The organism is Paenibacillus sp. AK002 (genome assembly GCF_053903045.1).
Genome location: NZ_CP096377.1, coordinates 1,023,299 through 1,046,750, shown reverse-complemented (window position 1 = coordinate 1,046,750; position 23,452 = coordinate 1,023,299). Strand labels below are relative to the sequence as shown.

Below are 23,452 nucleotides of genomic sequence, written 5' to 3'. Positions count from 1 at the left end.
TTTATGGTCTGTCATATAGCGAAAGCTGGATTATTCCTTGACGCTGCCCACGTTCAATCCGACTACGAAATATTTCTGCATGAACGGATAAACCAGCAGAATCGGAACCGATGCCACGACCGTTACGGCAGCGCGAATCGAAATCGGCGTTACCATGTTCACCGCAGCGTCCTGCGTCATCCCTGCGCCGGCAGCCACTGCCGGGTTGCTGTTCGCGTTCATACTGGATGACAGCAGCTTCATCAGCTCATACTGCAAAGTGCTCAGCTCTTGGCGGGAGGAGGTATAGATGAATGCATCGAACCAGGAGTTCCAAGCCCCCACGGCCACGAACAGCGCAATGGTTGCCAGCACCGGCTTACACAGCGGGAAGATGATCCGGATGAAGATTTTAAAATCTCCGGCTCCGTCAATTCTTGCCGATTCGACCAAGCTTTCCGGAATCGTTCCGATATACGTCCGGATAACGATCATATTGAATGCGCTGATCATCGACGGGATCACATATACCCAGAACGAATTCAGCAGGTGCAAGTCCTTCATCAAGAAATATCCAGGAATCAAGCCTGCGTTAAAGTACATCGTCAGAATAAAGATCAATGTAATCGGCTTGCGGAATACATATTCCCGACGGCTCAGCGTATACGCCAGCATCGTGGTCAAGACCAGATTCAGCAGCGTTGAAAGCACTGTTCTTGCCACGGAAATCCAGAACGCGTCATATATCGTTCCCGAAGCGAATACCGCCTTGTAGTTCTGCCAGGTAAATTCCCTCGGCCAGAGATAGATTCCGCCCCGGATCGTATCATTCCCCGCATTCAGGGAAACGACGATCGTGTTCAGAAACGGATATAATGTGACAACGACAAGACCAATCATAAACAAGGTATTGAATGTATTAAAAAGGATCGGCTCTACTCTTTTTTTTCTGACGGATTTAGGCGCTGCGGCAGCAGTTGCTGGCCCAGGGCTGATTGTTTGATTTGCCATTATAGCAGCCTCTCTTCCCCTAGCCGTTTCGCGACTCCGTTTGCAATCAATAACAGCGTCACACTAACGACCGTTTTAAATATACCGGCAGCCGTTGCTAATGAGTAATTGCCTTGGGCAAGCCCGTACTTCAGCACGAAAATGTCAATCGTTTGCGACCAGTCGACAACAAGACCGTTGCCCAGCAAGTATTGAACCTCGAAGCCTGCTTCCAGAATGTGACCGACCTGCATGATCAACAGAATAATGATCGTTGGCTTAATGCCCGGCAAAGTAACATGGAACATTTTCCGATAGCGGCTTGCCCCGTCCATATCGGCAGCCTCATAAAGCGCCGGGTCGATGGATGCCATCGCAGCCAAATATATAATCGTATTCCAGCCGACTTCTTTCCAAACATGCGACGCTCCGACGATTCCCCAGAAGTATTTGCCCTCACTGAGCCATTGGATCGGCTCCTTGATGAGATGCAGCTTCATAAGGACATCATTGATGATTCCGTCCGAAGCCAAGCTCGTCGCCACAATCCCGGTTACGATGATCCAGGATAGAAAGTGCGGAAGATAGGAGATCGTCTGTACGGTTCTTTTCCAAAATACTTTCCGGATTTCATTCAGTAACAATGCAAGGATAATTGCAGTCGTAAAGCCGAGAATCATATTGATAACACTCATTGCGAGCGTATTGCGAAGCACTTGCAGGAAACTATCGTCCTTAAAAAGAAATTCAAAATGTTTAAAGCCTACCCACTTCTGTTCACTAAAGTCTCTAGCCGGCTTGTAGTCCTGGAAAGCCATGGTCCATCCCCAAATAGGAACATAGGCAAACAAGATGATGTAAGCCATCAGAGGCACCGACATATAGATCAACTGTCTCTGTTCTTTGAGTACGGCCCAGGTGATTTTCTTGTTTGTCTTAGGCTTCCGGACGGCAGAGTCTTTGACAAAGGTCTCTTCCATAAGTTTGTTCTCCCCAAAACCCCATATTTCGTAAACAAGGAAGGCATGAAGCCTCCCCGTTTACGATTCATGTACCTTCCGTTGCCTTACTTAACAGACCAAGTGTCTCTTCTCCATTGCAGCACTTCATTAATCCGATCTTCATAAGCCTTGATGTTGAGCTTGCGGATATCAGTGACGTACTCATCCCAGACGCTGTCGAATTCTTCCGGTTTAGCAAGAATGGCTTTGGGTAAGTACTTCGTGGACAACTCATTTTGCTTCGTATTCACGATTTTCGCTTCAGATCCGTCTACCAGGTCGACAGACCATGCGGGGTAAGCGATGTCGTTCTCGGGAGCCGGACTGAAGAAGTCGACATAGCTGTTGAATCCATATTGGGCGAGGAAGTTCTTGTCATACTCTTTCATGCCTGCCAGAATTTCTTCAGGCTGGGCAGCCGCATCTGTAGCGTTGCCATCCGAGAATAAACCTTCCATTTTTGGGGCTTGGCCGTAGAAGGAATCGGCTTTATTCGCGAGCTTCCAGGTTGCATCGGTAAACTGATCGCGCTGCTCTTGCGTTTTCATGAATCGGCCATCTTTGACGATGTAATCTTCCCCTTCGATCCCCCAGGCCAAGATTTTTTGCCAATCTTCTTGAATCAGCGTATCCAATAGTTTAATAATTCTGATAGCCTGCTCTTCGGATGCATTGACCGTAATCCCGAATCCGTTATTGAGGTTTAGAGCCGGACGATCTTTGTAATGATCCCGGATGCTTTCATCAAATACAAGCGGAAGACCAACATATGTTCTTTCATCTTTCTTCTGGGTAATCAGCGCGTTTTCTGCGCTTTGGAAGTTCCAGTGCTGGTCAAACATACCAAGAACTGCGCCGCTGGAGATTTTCGCCATATACTGGTCGAAGTTTTGAGTGAACGTTTCTTTGTCGATGATGCCCAGGGTATTCATCTCGTTCAGCTTTTTATAATAGCGTTTGGCATAGTCCTTATCGGCAAAAATTTCCGCCTTGCCATCTTTAACGACCACACCGCCATCGTTCGGATGACCGATCAAATGCTGAGGAGCATTGAACAGCCCCCAGTTTTTCCAGTCATAGTTCAGAATTTCAAAGCCGATCGTCGGCGTACCGTCGATGGTCGGATGCTTTTCCTTGTATTGTTTAATCAAGTCAAAATATTGATCCAAGGTTTTAACCTCTGGATATCCCGCCTCTGCCAACACGTCCTTCTGAATCCAGAAAGCCGGGCCCGAATACCAAGACGAGCTAACGTCCGCATTCGTTACACCGTAGTTTGGAAGATTGTAAATATGACCGTCATTCGGGTCTTTCATCATGTTCCAGTACTTCTCATAATGCTTCTTCAAGTTTGGCGCATGTTCTTCAATCAAATCCTCGAGCGGGATAAAGGCACCGGCAGCTGTCAGCTTTTGATTCGCTGTCATCATGTCCGGATAATCGCCGCCTGCAATCATAACGCCGAGCTTCTGGTCAATATCGCCTGCCAGGAACTCGAATTTGAAGGATGCTCCTGTCTTTTCCCTGATTAATTTATAAATCTTGTTGTCAGGTGTTGGTTGCTGGTCGGGCTGACCGATAAAAACACTCACCTCAAATGGTTCGATCTTATCCCCGTCCGTCCCGGGTGTTGTTTGTTCTGCGGAGTCCTTTGCTTCCGGCTGGGCCCCGCTATTCCCGTTTCCGCCCCCGCAGCCCGTAAGGACGATGCAAAGCGACAACAGCAACACCGTGCTGAGCCGAAGCCATGATTTTGTCTTACCCCCCATAAAAGCACCTCCGTCATAATGTGGTTACATCCTTGGTCGATACGCCTCTTCGTGTAACCTTCCTTTATTTTAAAAGCGCTTTCAAAGGCGGACTATACTATAATTAAAGCATTAACCTTAAAAACTTTAGAACATCCTCTTCTTGAACTCATTCGGTGCCATGCCCCATCTTTTTTCGAAATGCTTAAGGAATTGGTTGTAGTGGGTGTAGCCGACCCTTTCGGCGATTTCGCTGTTCTTCAGCTTGTTCTGCTTCAACAGCGTGGCCGCTTCCTCAATCCGCAAATTATGTATGAGTTCGTTGAAGCCAATCCCATTCTTACGCATCAGCAGCTGGCCGAGATAGACGGGATGCAGATAAAAAAGCTCCGCCAATCGCTTAATGGTCAGATTCTCGCGGTATTGCTGCCGAATATAATCGTTAATCTCCTGGATTACGCCTTGCGAATGCCGGGCCTGTTCCTTGAGAAGAAGCTCGATGCACTCTTCCCCGAAGCGCAGCAGCTCTCCCATCAAGTCGTTCAAATGGAAGGTTCCGTCCGTTAATCCAGCTGCATTGGATTTGGCTGCCAGGATTCGAGCTTCCGCACCTTCCGCCTCCCTCACCAAATCCATGATTTTATACAAAACATGGATCACCATTTTCTTCACGATCCCCGGCGCGATTCGCTGCTCCGCAAACCTGGACGCAGCCAATCCGGCAGCCTCTCGGTATCCCTTCTTGTCGAGGAGCTCCACGGACCTGATGACATCATCCATCAGGTTCGTGGGATAACGATAATGAAACGGCCGATCCCGTACCTCTTCATATGAAATCATCCCGCCGTACGCCGGATCGTAAAATTGATGCTCGATGGCTTCCTTGGCAGTTTCGTAGCAGCGACGGATATGCACCAGAGACTGCTGGCCTTCTCCTACAGCCATAAACAGCCGCTGTCCTGCATAATGGCGGACCAGCTCGCGGATCGTGCCTGAGGGTACGCTCCCGTTGTCAGGGGAATAACCGTTCACCAAACCAAGCCGGTTCGATTCCAGATCGATGACATACTCCGAATTCGCGTGGGCTGACAAGCGGGCGACGGTTTCCTTGACGTCAGGAAACAAGTCAGGCTCTGCTTGGATCAGACATACGTTCCACTCTTGATGGGCGGAGGATATAACCTGAAGCCTCGACAGGCCGCTAGCCCTAAGCGGCATCTCCAAGAGCGTTTGCATGATCAACGAAACATCCTCTTCCCTCTTAGCAATCGCGCTCAGGCTTAATCTGCGATGCTCCTGCATCAGCTCAGCATGAATCTTGCCGAGCTCCTCTTCGGCTTCCTCTGCAATAATAGGCTTCAGCATGTAGTGATGGATGCCGTGCCGCAATGCCTTCCTTGCATATTCAAATTCACTGTAGCCGCTCATGATGGCAAATTTCACACCGCTATCCCGGTGATGCTGCTGCCAGGTTTCAATCATATGAAGCCCGTCCATTAGCGGCATGTTTACATCGGTAATGACCAAATCCGGCGCAAGCCCATGAATCATCTTCAAGCCTTCCACTCCGTTGCCCGCGGTTCCGCAGACGCTAAACCCCAAGCGTTCCCAATCGATCCACAGCGCCAGCCCTTCCAGCGCAACCGGTTCGTCATCGATCAACAGCACTTTGAAAGGCATGGTTCTCCCCCTCTCCGCCTTTATGCTCCCGAGACTCCAACAGCCGGATCGGAATCTCGAATGAAACGGTTGTCCCTTGATTCGGGGTGCTGGCAATGTTGAAAATGACATGATCGTCGTAGTACAGCTCCAGCCGCCGATATACGTTTCGAATGCCGAAGCTGTTGCCCGAGAACTGCTCGTTGCGAACCGAGAGAATAATGTCCCGTAGCTTGCTTTGCTCAATGCCCTTACCGCTATCCGTAATGACGATGCGAAGATAATCACGGGCAACCGAAGCGCTTATGGTCACCAGACCCGCTCCATCCATCGCCTGCAGGCCATATTTGCATGCATTCTCAACGAGCGGCTGAATGCTCATTTTCGGAATTTTATAATGAAGCGCTTCCATATCGATGTTGAATTGATATTCGAATTTATCCCGAAAGCGGAATTTTTCGATTTTGAGATACATTTCGATAAATCTGATTTCCTCCTCCACGGAGACCAAATCCTCTCTCCAGCTCAGCAGTCTGCGAAGCAGCTTGGACAAGCTTTTGATAATATCCGTCACATCCGTGTATCGATTCTTCGTGCAGACCACCAATATCGCATTCAGGGTATTGAACAGGAAATGGGGATTCATCTGGCTCTGCAAAAAGTTCAATTCAGCCCGAACCCGCTCCATCTCCAGGCTTTTCTTCTGAATCTCCAGCTTGTACACATTGTTGATCAGGGAGTTCATCTTCGCTGTCATCTGATTGAAATTCCGGATGAGTCCGCCGATTTCGTCCCGGCCTTCGTCCAGTTCAATCAAGTCGAATTTCTCGTTGCTCACCTTCTGCATATGACGGGACAAACGCTTCACCCGGTAATTGTAGGACCGGAGCATAACGGTAATAAAGACCGCCGCAACCAGCGTAACAACCGCTGCCAATACAACGGTAAACAGCTGCATATCCAGCATGGCGCTCGTAATCCGGCTCCCCCGGTTGATGCCGATCAGCTTCCACCCCTTCACGTACCTGGCCGTTCCGATTGAGAACACATGCCGATCCTCTTCATCGTATTGCTCCAGGTCAAGCTTCGAATATGCGCTGTACTTCCCTCTTTCATAACCGCTGCTGGCCGACATAATAATCTCATTGTTCTCGTTCACCAAATACATATCCAGATAATCGCGTTCCCGTACAATAACGTCATAGATCTTGCTCAGGTCGATGTCGATGCGAAGCAGCTTCTCATAAGTGGAATAGCTATCAAAATAATCCATCTTCTCAATGACGCTTAAATACGGAACCGTCGAAGCCGAATTGCTTGCCTCCGTAGCCCTGTATGCCGCCACCAGCACCGGATGGGCCGAGCTCTTCCACAACGCATACCAATCGCTCTCGAGCACATTATCGTTGATCACATGATAATTGCCGCCGGACACAATGGTGGAATTTTCGGTGAAGATGCTAATCCGCTGAATCTGGTTGTTAACCGGTATGTAGCTCGTTACCCGATTCCGGAGCTGCTCATCAAAGGTTTCGTAGAAGTCCAGCTGGGACTCATACTCGCGATCGAGCATTTCGTAAAGGGTCTTATCTGTACTCAGCGCATGACTTACAGCCACCCCGCCGTCGATGAAATTATGAATATCCTTCCTAGCCCGCTCCATCGAGATATCGAGGTTCTGCTCCTCTCTCTCCCGGATCAGCTCCGACATCCGATCCATAAAGATGAGGTTGACCACCAGAATAGGCAGCAGTACACCAATGACAAAAATAAGAAAAAATTTAGTTTTCAACGGAATATCGTTCACGAAATTCCCCAGCCTGAACACTCTCTTCATGAAGGCACCCTCCCGGTTTAGCGCTGCTTGCTTTCAACATGATTCTTGTAATTCGAGGGCAGAATCCCGGTTGTCAACTTAAACTTATGGATAAAATAGTCCGCGTTCGGGAACCCGACATGGAGCGCAATCTCGGAAACCTTCATTCCGCTCCGTTTCAGCAGCAGCTTGGCCTCCTCGATCCGCTTGTCATTCAGGTATTCCTTGAACGGCTTGCCAGCATGCTTCTTGAACAGCTGCCCCAAATAGGTGGCGTTCATATGGAAATGTCGTGCCAAATCCTGAAGCTGAAGCCTGCTCCGGTACTCCCGGTCGACATACTGAATCACTTGAAAAATGGTGTTGTGCTCGTTAAGCTTGCTTAACTCTTCCAGCTGCGAAGCGGCCTCAAACGCGAGCAACCGCATATAATTCTTCAATGGCGCTTTATGGCAAGCATCACTCAGATGACCAAGCTTCCTTTGCAGCCGGTTCATGAATAGATCCGGATCTCCATTCATTTCCGCGATTCTTCGACACAGCTTCAATTCCAGATCGGCCACATCGGCTTGAAAAGCCCTCAGGTGGAGGAGATGATCGGGCATGGCCGTAAAAATCCGCGCCAAGCATGACTCGATGGACGCATGCTCCCCCGCCATAATCATGGAAAGCAATTCGTCCATCCATCCGCAGGGAAGTCCCCGGAGCCGCTCGGCTCCTCTCGGTTCTTGGCAACAAAACACGCCGCTTCGGCCTTGGCTTCGCTTATCGTCGCGCACCTCCGCGCTTTGCCTGTAAAGCTTTCCGATCGCCTGGATTCCCTCCCCTGTGCCGCTTAACGCCACGATAACCGGCCCTTCAAGCTCCCGGGCCAGAGCAGACTGCAACTGCAGCGCAGTCTCCATGACCTCATCCGGAGTCGAATGCTCGACATGCAGCACCACTCCGATGCTCCCGCTATTGTCCTGGAAGCATCCCAGTAAGCTCGGGGGCCCGTAATCGGTCATCCATTCGATCCAATCCACTCCCGTTTCAGTAATCCCTGTTTCAATCAATAGGCACTGCAGCAGCGGCTCGCCCTGGATTTGCATCGCATTGCTGGCTTGCTCGGCCAAATCAGGGCTCAACTCTTCCCGAATGAGCCGGTTCAACAAATAATGGACGGCAAGGCCGGCTTTCTTCCGGTAGCTGCGTTCAGCGTCTCGTTCGTCCTGGATCTCATGGCTGAGCTTGGCAAGCACTGCCTCAATCTCCTCGTCATCAATCGGTTTCAGCAAATACTCGGCGACCCGTTGGCGCATGGCTTGATGCGCGTATCCAAAATCATCATATCCGCTCAAAATAACGAATTTCGGAGGAAGAGGCAGTATCCGTTTGCTGTGCTCAATCAATTCCAGGCCGTTCAGGACTGGCATGTGGATATCCGTCATCACCAGCTCGGGCTTCAACTGTTCCATTAACTTTAGCGCTTCCGGAGCGCTCAGGGCTTCTCCGCATATTTGAAATCCAAACCGGTTCCAATCGATCATGGTTCGAAGTCCTTCCAGAACCCATGGTTCATCGTCCACCAGAAGTACATTGAACAACACCCTCGTCCCCCCTCATGATATGTCAGATGTAAGCGCACTCATTTTACCTTATACTACCATACTAGTATATCTGTGAGAATATACTGCAGCTCCTCTGCTTTATATTGGTATCCTGGTCAGAACACAAATAACCGTAAGCGGGGTTCCTTTGTACAAAGGAACCCCGCTTACGGGCTGCTCAAGCTTGCCTATCCCTTAATCCCGGATAAAGTAACGCCTTCAATAATATATTTCTGCCCGATGATATACACGATGAGCACCGGGACGAGCGCAATGGAAGCCCCCGCCATCATCAGCGTCCAATCTGTCGCGTACATGCCGCGGTACAAATTCAGCATCATCGGCACGGTAAACTTATCCGTGCTGCTGAGAAAAATCAACGGGTTAAAGAAGTTGTTCCACATCCCGAGAAAGGTAAATATCCCGAGTGCCGATAAAGCCGGCTTGATTAGAGGAATCATGATCCGGGCGTAGATCGTCCAGCGATTCGCGCCGTCCACGATGGCCGCCTCTTCCATTTCCTTCGGAATGCCCCTGAAGAATTGCCGGAGCAGAAATACCCCGAATGCGTTTAGCAGCGCAGAAGGGACGATAATTGCCAGATGCGTATCCAGCCATCCGATATTTTTCATGATCAGATAGAGCGGAATAATGGTTACTTGTCCCGGCACCATCATCGTTGCCAGAAACAGGACGAACAGCGGCTCCCGGAACGGGAACGTGATTTTGGCAAAAGCATAAGCCGCCATGGAGCAGGTAACCAGCTGTGAAACCACCACGATGATATTGATGTAGAAGCTGTTGAAATACGCGCGCCCGAACGGCAGGGCCGTCAGCGAATCCTTATAATTGGACCAGATGAACGGATCCGGAATCCATTTGGGCGGCACGACGAATACTTGCGACAAATCCTTGAGCGAGCTGAGCACCATCCACACAAACGGCAGGGCCATCATGCAGGCGCCTAAAATCAGCACGATATGCAGCACCACGGTGGACATCCTCAATCCCCGATGTATCATTCGTTTTCCTCCTTCCTAGGTTCGAACCGTCAGTCTTCGTAATGCACCCACCGCTTGGACATCTTCATCTGGAACAAGGTGAGCGACAGGATCATCACGAACAGGATGACCGCCGACGCCGTGCTCTTGCCAAAGGTAAAGTCCGCAAAGGCCGTCTCGTAGATGTGATAGACAAGCGTATAGCTGGCCTTCGCCGGTCCGCCGGAGGTCATGACAAACGACTGGTCGAACACCTGAAAGGAACCGATGATGGACATGATCGTTACGAAAAAGGTCGTCGGGGACAGCAGCGGAATCGTAATATGGATCAGCTGCTGCCATTTGCCGGCGCCGTCAATCTCGGCCGCCTCGTAATAGCTTCTCGATATGCCCTGAAGTCCGGCAAGGAACAGCACCATGTTGCCTCCCAGCCCCATCCAGACGCTCAGCAGGGCAATCGAAGGCATCACGTACCTGGAATCCGTCAGCCAGGAGGGGCCCGTTATCCCGAACCACTGCTGCAGGTACATGTTAATGAGGCCGAAGTCGGCGTTGAACAGCCACATAAACACGACGGCCACGGCGACGGACATCGTAATGTTCGGCATGAAGTAGATCAGCCGGTACAGAATCTTTCCGCGAACCCGGTTTAAGCCCACCGCCACCAGCATGGCGAGAACGATGCCGGTCGGCACCGACAGAATCGTGTAATACACCGTGTTCACCAAAGCGATGTGGAACTCCTCATCCTGAAGCTGAGACACGAAATTTTGGAGTCCGATAAACTTCTTCGCCCCCATGCCGTCCCAGTTCATCATGCTGATGACAAAAGCCGAGATGAGCGGAACCAATGAAAAAGCGATCAAACCGATCATCTGGGGAAAGATAAAAAAGTACCCCCATAAACCGTCGGACGTCTTGCTCTTTAAGGTTGTTCTCCTCTCCGGAAACCGCTCCGGAGAAGGAGCGGCTCCGGAGCTTCCTGCAGGCTGCATGTTCATTTCATCTCACCGTTCCTCCCCAGAGCTGGATCAATTATTGCCGCTCTTGTAATCCTGAATTTTCTTGTTGGCCATATCCTGAATATCCTTCAAGGAGCTTTCAAGCTCCTGATCTTTCAGCCACAGCGCCTCGAACTTGGACGTTATATCCTGGCTTAGCCCGGGAATGCCCGCCTCGAACGGAGTCAGGGAATACCCGATCTCGCGCGCGTCCAGGAATAACTGGGCGTGCTCCGGCAGATTCCCTTCCAGGACCACCTCATCCGTTCCCTGTACCGACGGGACGGCATTGCCGCCGCCCTGCAGGCGGAAGCGTTGGCCTTCTTTGCTAACGTACTCGGAGAAGAAGGTGTATGCCGCTTCCTTATTCTTCGATGCCTTGTTCATCACCATGTATGCAGTCGGGATACCGGCCGGCTCGATTTTATTGCCGGTATTGGTTGGCCATGTAACCACGTCATATTCAAGTCCTTGATTCTTCTTGAACAGCGGCAGGTACCAACGGCCTGCAGCAACGAATCCGACCTGGTTGGACATAAACATGGCATCCCCGCCTTGCCCTTTCGGAAGCGTGCCGGAGAAGGTGATGTTTTTGGATTTCACGTTGTCGTACAGGAAGCGGAAAGCCTCCATCGCCTTCGGATCCGAAGCCGCTACGAAATTCCCTTCGTCGTCGTACACCCGGCCGCCGTTGGAAGTAACCCAGCTGTGGTAGCTGTTCCAGGAGTTATCCAGCACGTAGCCGTACTTTTTGCTGTCCCTGATCTTGTCCGCCATCTCCTTGAATTTGTCCCAGGTCCACTGTCCGTTCGCCTGAAGATCGGCCGGCATCTCGGTTATCCCTGCTTCCTTCAACACCTTCTTGTTGTACCACAGCACCATCGGGTTGCAATCCACAGGCACCCCGAAGATCTGGTCATCCCGAACGGCTGCGCCCCACAAGCCTTCGAAATAATCCTCTTTCTTGATCACGCTTTCCGGAGCTTCCATATACGTCGTCAAATTCTCAATGCTCTGATTCTCGATCAGTTTCACGACCAGGGCGTCGCCTGCATAGAAGATATCCGGAGCCGTCCCGCCTGTTAATTGGGTTAATATTTTCTGATCATACTCGCCCGGAATCGGAATAAATTCGACCTCAATGTCCGAGTGATTCTTATTAAATTCCTTCGTCAGCTCCTGAAAGCGGCTAAGCTCGCCCGGATTTCCCCAGGTCGCCCATTTGATCTTGACCTTCTCGCCGCTTCCGGACTCCCCGCCCTCTGATGTTCCGCCGCCTCCACACGCTTGGAGTATGGATGATAGTAGAAGAATGATTGCAAGCAATGACCCTCTCACCTGTTTTCTTGTCATTTCATTTCCTCCATTCAAACCAGATTTGGACTCGCTGGCACAGCTTTTGTAAACGCTTTAATTATAAAATTTTGGCAAAAAGCTTTTGAACGGATTATGTTCCGAAAAAGTGGCTTCTTTTCCGATCCTGTGAAATCCCCTTATTTTCGATGCTGTCCCTTGTACTCAGCTGGCGTCATGCCTACCATTTTCTTGAACAGCTTGCTGAAGTATTTCACGTCATTGAATCCGGAACGATCCGCCACTTCATACACACGCAGCGATGTTGTGGAGAGCAGCTCCTTGGCCCGTTTCAAGCGGAGATCAATGACATAGTCAATGAAGTTGTGTCCCGTGACGCGCTTAAACAATTCGCTAAAATAGTTGCGGCTGACAGCCACTTCGTCCGCCACCTCCTGCAGGGAGATCGGCTCGGTAAAGCGCGCCTTAATATATTGGACGGCCTGCAGCACGATCCGCTCATGCAGCGTGGATTCCGGTACAGGGTGGCGCATGGCTTCCTCCCGAAGCGCATGAAAGCCTTGGAGAACCAGCTTCTTCACTTCCTCCACCGAGCGAAGCTTGCCCACCTCCCCGATCTGCGGAAGCGGCGGACCGCCGGGAAGATGTAACATAGCAAGCAAGCTCAGAAGCTCCTCTGCTTCCCGGAGGACCGCCGGCTTCTTCATCCGTCCGGGACGCCAGCGCTGCATAATGGACTGCAGACGTTCCTCGCTAATGTCCATGTTCCCGACGGTCAGCGCGGCCCTTAGGGCATGCAGCTCGGCAGCCGGCCGCTCCTGAGTCGAATCGGCATCGGTCAGGGGAAGCTCCTCTGCCCGCAATATCTGTTGATCTGGATGAAAGAAGAGGCCCTCCAGGCTTTCAGCGGCTTCTCTAAACGCTTCTTGCAGCTTATCCATGCTGTTATATCTCCTGCTAAGCCCCATCGTGCTCCGGATCGGCAGGCGGATAGCTCCTTCGTCCCCTGAAGCCTGCCCGTTTGCTTCATCCCTTAACGGTAAGCAGACCGCGATCCGGTCCGTTTCCAGCCGAGCTGCCAGCGCCTCCGGCGCCTGGTCATATAACTGCCCCATGAACCGTTCGATCTCCTCCTGCCAATCCTTTGGCTGTATGCCGGCCGCAGCAGCGCCCAGATCCGAATCTAGCTGGAGCACAGCCAGCAGATACGAGCCGTTATGGTTCCATGCTTCCAGCTTCGCGAGTGCATCCGGCTCACCGGACAGCGCCTGAAAGAGCATTTTTCCGGCGGCCTTCTTCTTATTCAGCCGCTGCTGCTGCTCATGCTCGGTCAGAATCCGCTGCATCTGCTTCTCCTCTTCCAGCTTCAATCGCATGTGATCAAGCACGGTGCCCAGGGAGTCCGCGTCCAGCGTCGGCTTGAGGATATAATCCGATGCGCCAAGCCTGATGCCTTCCCGCACGAACTCGAAGTCGCTGTGACAGCTGAGCAGCAGTACCTTCACCCAAGGACAAAGCTCCCTTGTCCGGCGAGTTAATTCTAAACCGTCCATGACAGGCATCGCGATATCCGTGATCAGAATGTCCAAATCCCCGTTAATGATCCACTTCATGGCCCGTTGTCCATTGGAGGCTTCCCCGACAAGCCGGTAACCGTATTTCTCCCAATCGAAGGTCGAGCGCAGTCCCGTACGCGCGATCGCTTCGTCATCCACGAGCAGCACTCTGTACATAATCGTCCCCCCTTTGTCTTGCAAACGTGACCGTGACCCTCGTTCCTCCGCCTTCCGTGCTTTCCACCCATACCCCGTACCTGCTGCCATAATACAGCTGGACCGTTTGGTGAACATGACGCAGGCCGATATGGGTCATGCCTTGCTTGGAGTGATCCTGCTCATACGACAGCAGTCCCTTGATCCGTTCAGGCTTAATGCCGATTCCGTTGTCCTCGATCCGCACCATGACATCCTGCTGCTGCAGTGTTATCCGGATCTGAATAACGCCCCCTTCATCAAGCGGGGCAATCCCGTGAAAGATCGCATTCTCCACGATCGGCTGCAGCAGCATCCGAGGAACGTGGAGGTCCTCCATTTCCTCGGGGCAATCGATCCACAGCTCGATTTGGTGGTCATAACGGTAATTCTGGATGATCATATATTTCCGAAGCAGCTCCAATTCATCTCCAAGCCTTATAAACACTCCGTTGCGCTCCAGGCTCCCCTCCAGCAGATGAACCAGGGCCGTAACCGATCGGTCCACGTCATTCGTCCGATTCAGCTTGGCCATCCAGCGGATCGAGTTCAGCGTATTGTAGAGAAAATGGGGATTGATCTGATACCGCAGCGCGCGGATTTCGGCTTTTTTCTTCTCGGACTCCTCCGCGGCGATCCGCCTGATGAGCAGGTCGATCTGCTCTATCATTTTGTTGAAGCTTCGGCCCAGCTGACCGATCTCGCTGGGGCCTACGTTCTTGCTGCGGACCGATAAATCGCCCGCCTCGCTTCTGCGCATCAAGCGGCTCAACTGAACGAGTGGATTGCCGATTCTCCTCGTCATGAAATATCCGATGCCGATCGCGGCCAGAATCGATCCGAATACGATCCAGACCGTGAAACTCCTAATACTGGCGGAATCGGCCGTCAGTTCCTTAAGCGGCACCATGCCGACCACATGCCAGCCGTTGTTCAGGCGCGAGGGGATCATCAGCGTTTTGTTGTTATTCAGGTTGTATTCCGTCAAACCCGAGGGCAGCTTGATCCTGGACTGCTTCCCGTACATCGATGGATCGGGATGGTAAAAGTAACGATTCTCGTCATTCGCCACGTACATATACCCCGTGTCGCCGAATTGGACATGGTTTAATTCATCGATCAGGACATCCCCCATAATTTCGATGAACATCACCCCGACGATCTCCCCCGTATCCCAGCTCCGGATGGCCCGGCCCAGCCCGAACACAGGAAATCCCATTCCCGTTTGCTTCAGGTAGGAGGTATCCGACAAGCCGAACCATACCGCCTGCCCGTTCGCCTCCAGTATCGCCCGATACCAGGGAGAATCCCACTGGTCCGGGATGGACATCAAGGAATCCGCGCTCAGGACCGAATTGTTCCGCTGCACGTCAAACACGTATACGTCCAAGATCTCCGGCGAATTAATCATGATGGACGTCAGCAGGTCCTTCCCCTCCTTCACCTTCAACGTCAGGTCGTATTTACTGATATCCTGATCCTCCAGTATGCCGTGAACCACTTTGCTGTTCAGCACCATCATCGAGGAGTCGTCCAGTTTCTTGAAGAACATATTCAGCTTGTCGCTGACTTGGGTGATCGTGAGGGAAGCCACTTTACTGACCTGCTCCTCCACGATCGATGCCGATTTGTGATACGACAGGAAACCCATGATGAGAACCGGGAGAGTTGTGCCGATGAAAAAAAACAAAAACAGTTGAATCACGATCGAATGAAGACGACGGTATCCCCGCATACATGCTCCCTCCTGTTTCATGAAATGAAAATTGCGAACCATTTGAGATAGCGCTTACATAACTATCTGACCTTCTTTCTTCTTCGCTCTGGACGCTCATCCATTCTGCCTTTCTTACCTCCTTCTCCCACATCCCGACGGGAGCGGCGCCCGGGAATCCCTTCCCTGCTTGCATCCTCGCTTCGGGTGTATCCATCGTATTATGTTTTCCTGACGTTGTCCCTAAGTCCATGCGCTTATGTTTGGGCTGCGCAATAAAAAAAGATGGACCCGAATAATTCCGGGTCCATCTCTTGTATTTGGATATAATGTCGCCTTCTGAGGCTTAGTAAGCCAGCGTGAACAAACCGTTGATGTGAGACAGGTAACGCATGTTACTTGCTTCCTTCATCAAGGTTGCAGGCAGACCTTTCAATTGGGTTTTGTTGGCGCCGATGGTGCCGATGGCGTCTTTACGTCCTAAGCTGCCAAGCGTACCGGAGAATACCGGATTGAAGGAAGCCGGTGCGCCGCCGTTCAATTGAGCGAAGATGTTGTAGCCGATCAGCTCGCCCATTTGCCATGCCAGCTGTGCCGTTGGCGGGTATGGACGGCCTTCCGGTCCCATAACAACCGCGCTGTCGCCGGCAACGTATACGTCAGGATGGGAAGCGGATTGTAGGAATTCGTTGACAACCGCACGTCCGCGGTTGACTTCGATGCCGCAGTTAGCCACAACGGAGTTGCCCTGTACGCCGCCAGTCCATACCAAGGTGCTGGTTTCAATCGTGCTGCCGTCTTTCAGTTCAACGGTTGTGCCGTCCATTTTGGTAATCGGCAATCCGGTCAGGAAGTTCACGCCGCGTTTTTGCAGGCTTGTTGTCGCGCGGTCAACCAATTCAGCTGGGAAGCCCGGCAGAATGGAAGGAGCTGCTTCAACACAATAAAGCGTGATTTCTTGTGGGTCGATACCGTATTTGCGAGCCAGCTCGCTTCTCATATCGGCATATTCGCCAACAAGCTCAACGCCTGTCAAGCCGCCGCCGCCAACCACGATGGTAGCGTCCGCTTTGTTTTTGGTTTTGCTGTATTCCGCAATGCGGGACTCCACATGAGCACGCAGACGGTTAGCATCGTTCACGGACTTCAGAATGAAGCTGTTCTCTTGCAGTCCCGGAATGCCGAAGAATGCCGTTTCGCTGCCCAGTGCGATAACCAGGGCATCATAAGTGAAGTTTCCGCCGTCGTCGAGGGAAACCGAACGCTCATCCGGCTTGATTTCCTTAACGTTGCCGATGCGCAGGTCAACGTTCGCGCCGCGCAGAAGCTTGTCGAGCGGCAAAGCTACTGCCTTCTCTGCGATGTTGCCTGCTGCCAGACGGTGCAATTCCGTAATGATCTGATGGGTTGGGAAACGGTTGATCAGCGTGATTTTTGCGGCAGCACCAAAATGCTCGCGTGCAGAAAGCGCACTAAGCAAGCCGCCATAGCCTCCGCCCAAAATTAAAATATGTTTAGACATGACCATCCTCCGTTCTTCGTATGATTTATGGATTAACGCTTGTTTTGTTGGTCGCGCTCGTTAAGAACGTCCAAAAAAGCCTGAGCATAGCGAAGACCCTTTTGAACCTGAGGATCTTTCAGCATTTTCATCAGACCAAATACGCCGATCTGAGCTTGGTCGCCTTGAGCATGTACGCGGTCTCCGGCTTCGATGGCTGCAGATGCAACGCTTTTTGCTGTTGTCGTGATCGGCTTCGCGAATCCGCTCAGGGAAGCCATGGTGTCTTCCGCTAGCACGGGATCCGTAGCTACGGATTTACCGAAGTCATACGCCTTAGTCATGACGGTCAGCATTTCCGTAAGTTTTGGAAGATTGTCCACGAGAGTTGTGAGGGATTCCTGAACCTCGGGCTTGAGCAGTTGTTCGAGCAGCACATCAGGACGGCTGGACGCCGCAGCTTCTTGGTTTCCTACAACATTTTCCGGAGTTTCGGACGGCTGTGGGGAAGATGTTTCTGTCATAATGAATTGCCTCCTTTTCTTTAAGTGAATTCCCAAGATGAACTTGGCGACGATCGTACCGGCTAGCTTTAATTTTGGGATAACCGGTATCTATTATGCATCACTTACAAAAGTGCGAACTTATGGGTGACTCACTATCGCCAAAAATAAAGCAGGGGGAACCTTCCCCCTCCTTTATCTGAAACAATCTTAGGGATTGTGATAAATATCTCTAAGTACTAGTCTATAACTTGTGAAGCATAATTACAAACATAAAATACAATTTTCGACTACAAAGTTAGAACGCGATACTCGCCTTCTTCATATGTCACTCTTGTAACAGGTCGACCGGAAAAGTCAAGCGCTTCCCGAAGCGGAATCCAAGCGGTGCCGCCGATTAAATGAACATCGGAGGACACCGGCTTGCCGCCGGTTTGCATGGGGAACAGCAAGCCTCCCACCGGGTCGGCTTCCCAGCGATTCCCTGCCAGCGTCACCTGCACGGTCTTGTTGTGAGACTTCCAGGATACGCTTCCGCCAAGCCGCTCCACCAAAGCGCGCAGAGGAACCATCAACCGGCCGTCGACCAGCTTGTATTCGCCTGCCGCAAACGCGGTTTCAAGCCCTCCGAATTCCACGGCCAGCGTTCGCCCTGTCCCGAATAGCGCGGCGTTGACGGCGACGTGCTCGCGAATCCACTGCTGTGAAGGCTGTGAAGCCTTGCGGGCGGTCTGCTGAGCACGAAATTGAACGGGCTCGGTTTCCGGAGACAGTACGTCAAAGGCATAGCCTTGCTTTTTATAATAAGAAATAATGTCCGGGAGAGCCTTAACGCTTTCGGCATGGCCTTTACCGTCATGGAGAAGCACGATCGCCTCCTTGCCGTTCACTTTCGTGGTAGCCCCCTTTACGATGTCTTTAGCCGGGACGCCCCTATACCTGGAATCGCCGCTGTCGACGTTCCAATCGAATACATGATATCCCCCCTGCTTCATGTATTGAAAATAGGCCTCGTCAAAATGTCCTGCCGTCCCCCCGGGAGCTCTGACCAGCTGCGGCCGTTCCCCTGTAATCAAACGGATGATTTCCTCGGTTTTCTTGATCTGTCCCCAGAAATCCTGAAAATGCCCGTAGAGCTCGTCATAACGATGATCATATGTATGATTCCCGATCACATGGCCTTCCTCATAGATGCGGTTGATAATTTCGGGACGGGTCTCCGCCTCCTTGCCCAATACAAAAAACGTGCCCTTGATTCCTTCCCGCTTCAAAATATCCAGCACCTCGAGCGTTAAATCCGATGGTCCATCATCAAATGTCAGGTATACCGTTTTGTCGCTAGGCTTCTTCTTATATTGAACAGGTGCGGCGTTCACGGCCGATGGTTTCTTGAATGCATTGATAGCGACCGGCTTGCTTGCCTCCCGGGTCTTTGCTTGAACATTCTGCTCCGGCACTGCTGTCAGGGATGCCGCTGCTAAAGGGGCCTGCTCCGCATATTCTGCCATCGGCGCCTGAACCTCAAGTCCCATGCCGATCATGATCAGCACTGCCACAACGCCGAAGAATACCGCTATCGATGTAACCCGCACCATATTTTTCATTATTAACTCTACCTCCATCGCTTCTATGAGTTCGGCTTCCTGATAGATTATATGGAGGGCGATTCAAAAAAAGACTAGAATCTGATATTTTCTTCCCCCCCTTGATTACTAGTCACATTACTAGTAAACTGAACTCAAATACAGAACTCGGAAGGGATGATAGAACATATGAACCACCTAGCGGTCATTCAGCGTGATATTACGGAAGTCCGGGATGTCGTTCTTCGGCGCCACAGCTCCATCCATGCCTCAGGACCCGTCATCGAATTCGGAAACTGGAGCAAAGCCGATCCGTTTCTCGGGATGATGGAGGACAAGTTCCAGGCCGGTTCATTCGACGACCATCCCCATCGGGGAATCGAAACCGTTACTTTTGTCATCGATGGAACCGTTGAACACTATGACAGCCTCTCCAAGGGCGGCGTGCTGGGGCCTGGAGACGTGCAGTGGATGACGGCGGGAAGCGGCGTCATCCACAACGAAGTGCCGTTAGAAGGCGTAACGGCCCACGTCCTCCAGCTCTGGATCAATCTGCCCCGCGAGCAGAAGATGGCGACTCCCCGCTACCAGAACCTGAAAGGCGCGGATATGCCGATCCGACAAGAGGATGGCGCGGTTGTGCGAGTCTTCTCCGGTTCTTCCGGCGATGTCGTATCTGCCACCGAAAATCATGTTCCGGTCACGATGGTCGAGGTGCTGCTGGAGCCCGGCGCTTCCATCGCGCAGGACCTGCCCGGCAGTTATAACGGCTTCATCTACATCCTTGAGGGCAGCGGAACCTTCGGAGGCAATGGCGTAAACGCGGCTAAAAGCCAGGTGTTGTGGCTGGGCGCTGGAGTCGACGGAAAACCTAGCGAAATACGGGCAGCGGCTGCGGAGCCTCTTCGCTTCGTTCTGTACGCAGGCGAGCCGCTGCGGGAGCCCGTGGCAGCCCGCGGTCCCTTCGTCATGAACACGGAGGAAGAAGTGAACGAGGCCTTCCGCGAATATCGGACGGGTACGTTCTTGAAGTTCTGATTCATTCAGGCTGGCCAAATCCTCTGATTTAGGTGATAAGCCCCTCATTCGAGGTCCCTGCTTGCAAGATATATTACAAAAAACGGTCCCTTATCATGCCTGTTCAGGCATGCCGAGGGACCGTTCTTCATATATAGCTATGACAGCACGGCTGCGAGAACCGCTTCGACATGGCCCTTCACTTTCACCTTCCGCCACTCGCCGGCCAGCTTCCCCTTCTCATCAATCAAGAAGGTTGAGCGTACAATACCCATATATTCACGGCCGAACATCTTCTTCATCTGCCATACGCCGAACATTTCGCTTACGTTATGCTCCTCATCAGACAAGAGCAAATAGGGCAGGCTATGCTTATCGATGAATTTGGCGTGGGATTTCAGCGGATCGGGGCTGATTCCGATCACGACTGCGCCGGCTTGCTCCAACGCACCATAGTTGTCCCGGAAGCTGCAAGCCTCCTCGGTGCAGGTTGGGGTCATATTTTTCGGATAGAAGAACAGCACGACTTTACGCCCACGATAATCGCTTAATGCTACCTTCTCCCCGTTCGAAGCCGGGAGTGAAAAATCCGGCACCTTGCTTCCAATCTTCAACTGCTTTTGGTCTGCGATAAGGCTCAACTCCTGCTATACGGACTTTAGGCCCGTAAAATTGATTGTCTTTTCGAAAAAAATTATAATAGAATGAATGTCGAATGTTCAAATGTTCTATCGAATTTATTCATCAGCGTAATCCGAAAGGAAGAACCCAATGACCAAAAAAACAAAGAAGACGATTATATGGAGTGTCAGCATCATACTGGCCGCCGTCATCGGTTACGGCATCTATTATGCGGCCTCGTTTTATGACGGCTTGCAAAGTCTTCAGAAAACAGGCGAAGCCTCCCCTTTTCGGGAAATCGAGAAGGTGGATGCCAAAGTCCCTGCCCCGCCGGAGTGGGAAGGCAAGGAGACGGTTAACATTCTGCTGATGGGCGTCGATGCGCGCGGTTTCGAGGAAGGGGAAATTCCTCGTTCCGACAGTATGCTTGTTGCCTCGATTGATCCCGTAAAAAAGAAAATGCACTTATTCTCTATTCTGCGCGATACTTACGTAGAAATACCCGGGTATGACCGAAACCGTATCAATACGGCCATCACGCACGGCCCGAACACGGCCATGAAGGCGGTAGGCGATCTGCTGGGCATACCGATTCAATACTACGTCTATACGGATTTCCAGGGCTTCATGAAGCTGGTTGATTCCGTCGGCGGGGTTGATTTCTACGTGGAGAAGGACATGAGTTATTCAAGTAAAGCCGACAAGAACGAGTACGACATCGATTTGAAGCAAGGCATGCAGCATCTGGACGGCAACGCGGCACTGCAATACGTCCGGTTCCGCTATGATGCGATGGGCGACTTCACCCGCACCGAGCGGCAGCGCGAGCTCCTGAAGGCCGTGGCCAAGAAAATGCAGACCACCACTTCCATCATGAAGCTTCCGGACATCCTGAAGTCCGTCAGCCCTTATATTGATACGAATCTCGATGTCGAGGATATGTGGAAGCTTGCGAACGTCGCCTACAAGAGCAAAATGAGCGGCAGCGAGCAGGTGCCACCGATGAAACTCCTGAAGGAAGAACATATCGGCGGCGCCGCCGTCTTAACGGTCGGAAATCCGGATACGCTGAAGCAGTATATCCAAGACATCATGAACCCGCCGACGCCAGAGCCTGAGACCGAAGGCGGCGAAGGCACGGAAGGTGATTCCGGGAACGCCGATACCGGGAATACCGACTCCGAGAACAGCGACTCTGAAAGCTCCGCAACACCATCTGCGACAACGGATCGCAACTAATACACTTACAGCAATCAGGACAGGGCGCTACGTCAATCTAGCTTCCTGTCCTGCTTCATGAAGAAAGGAAGTTTTATTATCATGCCAACCTCAAGAAACCGTTCCGAAGCCCTGTACCAAGAAGCGCTGCAGCATATCGTAGGCGGCGTAAACAGCCCCTCCCGTTCGTTTAAAGCCGTAGGCGGCGGTGCCCCCGTCTTCATGAAACGCGCAAGCGGAGCCCACTTCTGGGACGAGGACGGCAACCGTTATATCGATTACTTGGCGGCTTACGGCCCGATCATTACCGGACACGCCCATCCGCATATTACGGCGGCGATCACGGCGGCTGCCCAAAACGGCACCCTATACGGAACGCCGACGGAGCTTGAAATTACCTTGGCCAAAATGCTGAAGGAAGCCATCCCGTCCATGGACAAGGTACGTTTCGTCAATTCCGGCACCGAGGCCGTCATGACCACGATTCGGGTCGCCCGCGCTTACACCAAGCGCAACAAAATCATCAAGTTCGCCGGCTGCTACCATGGCCATTCCGATCTGGTCCTCGTGGCTGCGGGCTCCGGGCCTTCCACGCTCGGCATTCCGGACAGCGCCGGCATCCCGGCCAGCATTGCCACGGAAGTCATTACCGTTCCTTTCAACGATCTGGAAGGCCTGCGCGCTGCCCTCGACGCATGGGGCGAAGATGTGGCCGCCGTGATGGTCGAGCCGATCGTCGGCAACTTCGGAATGGTCATGCCGAAGCCGGGATTCCTCGAAGGCCTGTGCCAGATGACGCACGACAACGGGTCGCTGGTCATCTATGACGAAGTTATCAGCGCCTTCCGCTTCCATTACGGATCCACCCAAACCTATGCGGGTCTGGCCAATCACGAGGCGATTCAGCCGGATCTTACGGCTCTGGGCAAAATCATCGGCGGCGGACTGCCGATCGGCGCTTACGGCGGCCGGAAACACGTGATGGAGCAGGTTGCTCCGCTCGGCCCGGCTTATCAGGCGGGAACCATGGCTGGCAATCCGGCCTCTATCGCGGCCGGAATCGCCTGCTTGGAGGTATTGCAGGGCGAAGGCGTGTATGAGGAGATGGAGCGCTTGACCATCAAATTGACGGAAGGCCTGCAAGCGTCCGCAGACCGCCATGGCGTTCCGCTCACGATCAACCGCATCCGAGGCTCCTTCTCCACGCACTTCTGCGATCATCCGGTAACGAACTATGACGAAGCGCAGGATACCGACGGCGAAGCCTTTGCGGCCTTCTTCCGCCACATGCTGGACCGCGGCGTGAACCTGGCCCCTTCCAAATACGAAGCCTGGTTCATGACCACGGCCCATACGGATGCGGACATCGAGGCAACGCTTGAGGCCGCGGAGGAATCTTTTAAGGCCATGAAGAATTAACCTAGATAAATTCAAAGGACGCGAAAG

18 protein-coding genes are annotated in these 23,452 nt (G+C 52.1%); 3 read left to right on the top strand and 15 right to left on the bottom strand.

Annotated elements, in window-relative coordinates; translation table 11 throughout:
• Positions 1–30: 30 nt before the first annotated feature.
• The 14 genes from M1D70_RS04505 to M1D70_RS04440 form a co-directional block, all read right to left on the bottom strand.
• Positions 31–990, bottom strand: coding sequence for a carbohydrate ABC transporter permease (locus M1D70_RS04505; protein WP_007127858.1), 960 nt, complete (start codon positions 988–990; stop codon positions 31–33).
• Positions 990–1,949 carry an ABC transporter permease gene (locus M1D70_RS04500; RefSeq protein WP_009591116.1) on the bottom strand — a complete coding sequence of 320 codons (960 nt, stop codon included), beginning with the start codon at positions 1,947–1,949 and terminating at the stop codon, positions 990–992. The genes M1D70_RS04505 and M1D70_RS04500 overlap by 1 nt, the downstream gene beginning before the upstream one ends.
• 86 nt (positions 1,950–2,035) lie before the next feature.
• Complete coding sequence (locus M1D70_RS04495) at positions 2,036–3,739, bottom strand: type 2 periplasmic-binding domain-containing protein (protein WP_009591101.1); 1,704 nt, start codon at positions 3,737–3,739, stop codon at positions 2,036–2,038.
• Between the two features lie 126 nt (positions 3,740–3,865).
• The gene (locus M1D70_RS04490) at positions 3,866–5,398 is read right to left on the bottom strand and encodes a response regulator (protein WP_456289235.1); all 1,533 of its coding nucleotides are present in this window, start codon (positions 5,396–5,398) and stop codon (positions 3,866–3,868) included.
• On the bottom strand, positions 5,370–7,214 hold the full coding sequence (locus tag M1D70_RS04485) for a sensor histidine kinase (protein ID WP_009591099.1): 1,845 nt from the start codon (positions 7,212–7,214) through the stop codon (positions 5,370–5,372). The genes M1D70_RS04490 and M1D70_RS04485 overlap by 29 nt, the downstream gene beginning before the upstream one ends.
• 17 nt (positions 7,215–7,231) lie before the next feature.
• Positions 7,232–8,782 carry a response regulator transcription factor gene (locus M1D70_RS04480; protein ID WP_456289234.1) on the bottom strand — a complete coding sequence of 517 codons (1,551 nt, stop codon included), beginning with the start codon at positions 8,780–8,782 and terminating at the stop codon, positions 7,232–7,234.
• A 188-nt stretch (positions 8,783–8,970) separates the two neighbouring features.
• Positions 8,971–9,804 carry a carbohydrate ABC transporter permease gene (locus M1D70_RS04475; protein WP_009591095.1) on the bottom strand — a complete coding sequence of 278 codons (834 nt, stop codon included), beginning with the start codon at positions 9,802–9,804 and terminating at the stop codon, positions 8,971–8,973.
• 29 nt (positions 9,805–9,833) lie between these two features.
• Entirely contained in the window at positions 9,834–10,784 is a 951-nt protein-coding gene (locus M1D70_RS04470) for a carbohydrate ABC transporter permease (RefSeq protein WP_009591117.1), read from the bottom strand.
• Between the two features lie 30 nt (positions 10,785–10,814).
• Positions 10,815–12,137 carry an ABC transporter substrate-binding protein gene (locus M1D70_RS04465; RefSeq protein WP_009591115.1) on the bottom strand — a complete coding sequence of 441 codons (1,323 nt, stop codon included), beginning with the start codon at positions 12,135–12,137 and terminating at the stop codon, positions 10,815–10,817.
• A 140-nt stretch (positions 12,138–12,277) separates the two neighbouring features.
• The gene (locus M1D70_RS04460; protein ID WP_456289233.1) at positions 12,278–13,831 is read right to left on the bottom strand and encodes a response regulator; all 1,554 of its coding nucleotides are present in this window, start codon (positions 13,829–13,831) and stop codon (positions 12,278–12,280) included.
• The gene (locus M1D70_RS04455) at positions 13,806–15,584 is read right to left on the bottom strand and encodes a sensor histidine kinase (protein WP_456289232.1); all 1,779 of its coding nucleotides are present in this window, start codon (positions 15,582–15,584) and stop codon (positions 13,806–13,808) included. Before M1D70_RS04455 ends, M1D70_RS04460 begins: the two co-directional genes overlap by 26 nt.
• 325 nt (positions 15,585–15,909) lie before the next feature.
• Positions 15,910–17,085, bottom strand: coding sequence for an NAD(P)/FAD-dependent oxidoreductase (locus tag M1D70_RS04450; RefSeq protein ID WP_009591109.1), 1,176 nt, complete (start codon positions 17,083–17,085; stop codon positions 15,910–15,912).
• A 32-nt stretch (positions 17,086–17,117) separates the two neighbouring features.
• Positions 17,118–17,588: a DUF1641 domain-containing protein gene (locus M1D70_RS04445; RefSeq protein ID WP_009591098.1), complete on the bottom strand. Its 471-nt coding sequence runs from the start codon at positions 17,586–17,588 to the stop codon at positions 17,118–17,120.
• A 269-nt stretch (positions 17,589–17,857) separates the two neighbouring features.
• The gene (locus tag M1D70_RS04440) at positions 17,858–19,171 is read right to left on the bottom strand and encodes a polysaccharide deacetylase family protein (protein WP_456289231.1); all 1,314 of its coding nucleotides are present in this window, start codon (positions 19,169–19,171) and stop codon (positions 17,858–17,860) included.
• A gap of 168 nt (positions 19,172–19,339) precedes the next feature.
• Here M1D70_RS04440 and M1D70_RS04435 point away from each other — a divergent pair, with 168 nt between their 5' ends.
• Positions 19,340–20,188 (top strand): pirin family protein, encoded by an 849-nt coding sequence (locus tag M1D70_RS04435; RefSeq protein ID WP_009591103.1) that lies wholly within the window; start codon positions 19,340–19,342, stop codon positions 20,186–20,188.
• 137 nt (positions 20,189–20,325) lie between these two features.
• Here M1D70_RS04435 and bcp read toward each other — a convergent pair whose 3' ends face one another.
• Positions 20,326–20,808: a thioredoxin-dependent thiol peroxidase gene (gene bcp / locus M1D70_RS04430; protein WP_009591128.1), complete on the bottom strand. Its 483-nt coding sequence runs from the start codon at positions 20,806–20,808 to the stop codon at positions 20,326–20,328.
• A 130-nt stretch (positions 20,809–20,938) separates the two neighbouring features.
• Here bcp and M1D70_RS04425 point away from each other — a divergent pair, with 130 nt between their 5' ends.
• Positions 20,939–22,027 (top strand): LCP family protein, encoded by a 1,089-nt coding sequence (locus M1D70_RS04425; protein WP_456289230.1) that lies wholly within the window; start codon positions 20,939–20,941, stop codon positions 22,025–22,027.
• An 81-nt stretch (positions 22,028–22,108) separates the two neighbouring features.
• Positions 22,109–23,425 (top strand): glutamate-1-semialdehyde 2,1-aminomutase, encoded by a 1,317-nt coding sequence (locus tag M1D70_RS04420; protein ID WP_456289229.1) that lies wholly within the window; start codon positions 22,109–22,111, stop codon positions 23,423–23,425.
• The last annotated feature ends 27 nt before the right edge of the window (positions 23,426–23,452 follow it).

What these genes read in the sequence shown, in the direction of transcription:
- M1D70_RS04505 (WP_007127858.1), bottom strand. Translation starts at nt 990, where the DNA reads ATGGCAAATCAAACAATCAGCCCTGGGCCAGCAACTGCTGCCGCAGCG.
- M1D70_RS04500 (WP_009591116.1), bottom strand. Translation starts at nt 1,949, where the DNA reads ATGGAAGAGACCTTTGTCAAAGACTCTGCCGTCCGGAAGCCTAAGACA.
- M1D70_RS04495 (WP_009591101.1), bottom strand. Translation starts at nt 3,739, where the DNA reads ATGGGGGGTAAGACAAAATCATGGCTTCGGCTCAGCACGGTGTTGCTG.
- M1D70_RS04490 (WP_456289235.1), bottom strand. Translation starts at nt 5,398, where the DNA reads ATGCCTTTCAAAGTGCTGTTGATCGATGACGAACCGGTTGCGCTGGAA.
- M1D70_RS04485 (WP_009591099.1), bottom strand. Translation starts at nt 7,214, where the DNA reads ATGAAGAGAGTGTTCAGGCTGGGGAATTTCGTGAACGATATTCCGTTG.
- M1D70_RS04475 (WP_009591095.1), bottom strand. Translation starts at nt 9,804, where the DNA reads ATGATACATCGGGGATTGAGGATGTCCACCGTGGTGCTGCATATCGTG.
- M1D70_RS04470 (WP_009591117.1), bottom strand. Translation starts at nt 10,784, where the DNA reads ATGAACATGCAGCCTGCAGGAAGCTCCGGAGCCGCTCCTTCTCCGGAG.
- M1D70_RS04465 (WP_009591115.1), bottom strand. Translation starts at nt 12,137, where the DNA reads ATGACAAGAAAACAGGTGAGAGGGTCATTGCTTGCAATCATTCTTCTA.
- M1D70_RS04460 (WP_456289233.1), bottom strand. Translation starts at nt 13,831, where the DNA reads ATGTACAGAGTGCTGCTCGTGGATGACGAAGCGATCGCGCGTACGGGA.
- M1D70_RS04455 (WP_456289232.1), bottom strand. Translation starts at nt 15,584, where the DNA reads ATGCGGGGATACCGTCGTCTTCATTCGATCGTGATTCAACTGTTTTTG.
- M1D70_RS04450 (WP_009591109.1), bottom strand. Translation starts at nt 17,085, where the DNA reads ATGTCTAAACATATTTTAATTTTGGGCGGAGGCTATGGCGGCTTGCTT.
- M1D70_RS04445 (WP_009591098.1), bottom strand. Translation starts at nt 17,588, where the DNA reads ATGACAGAAACATCTTCCCCACAGCCGTCCGAAACTCCGGAAAATGTT.
- M1D70_RS04440 (WP_456289231.1), bottom strand. Translation starts at nt 19,171, where the DNA reads ATGAAAAATATGGTGCGGGTTACATCGATAGCGGTATTCTTCGGCGTT.
- M1D70_RS04435 (WP_009591103.1), top strand. Translation starts at nt 19,340, where the DNA reads ATGAACCACCTAGCGGTCATTCAGCGTGATATTACGGAAGTCCGGGAT.
- M1D70_RS04425 (WP_456289230.1), top strand. Translation starts at nt 20,939, where the DNA reads ATGACCAAAAAAACAAAGAAGACGATTATATGGAGTGTCAGCATCATA.
- M1D70_RS04420 (WP_456289229.1), top strand. Translation starts at nt 22,109, where the DNA reads ATGCCAACCTCAAGAAACCGTTCCGAAGCCCTGTACCAAGAAGCGCTG.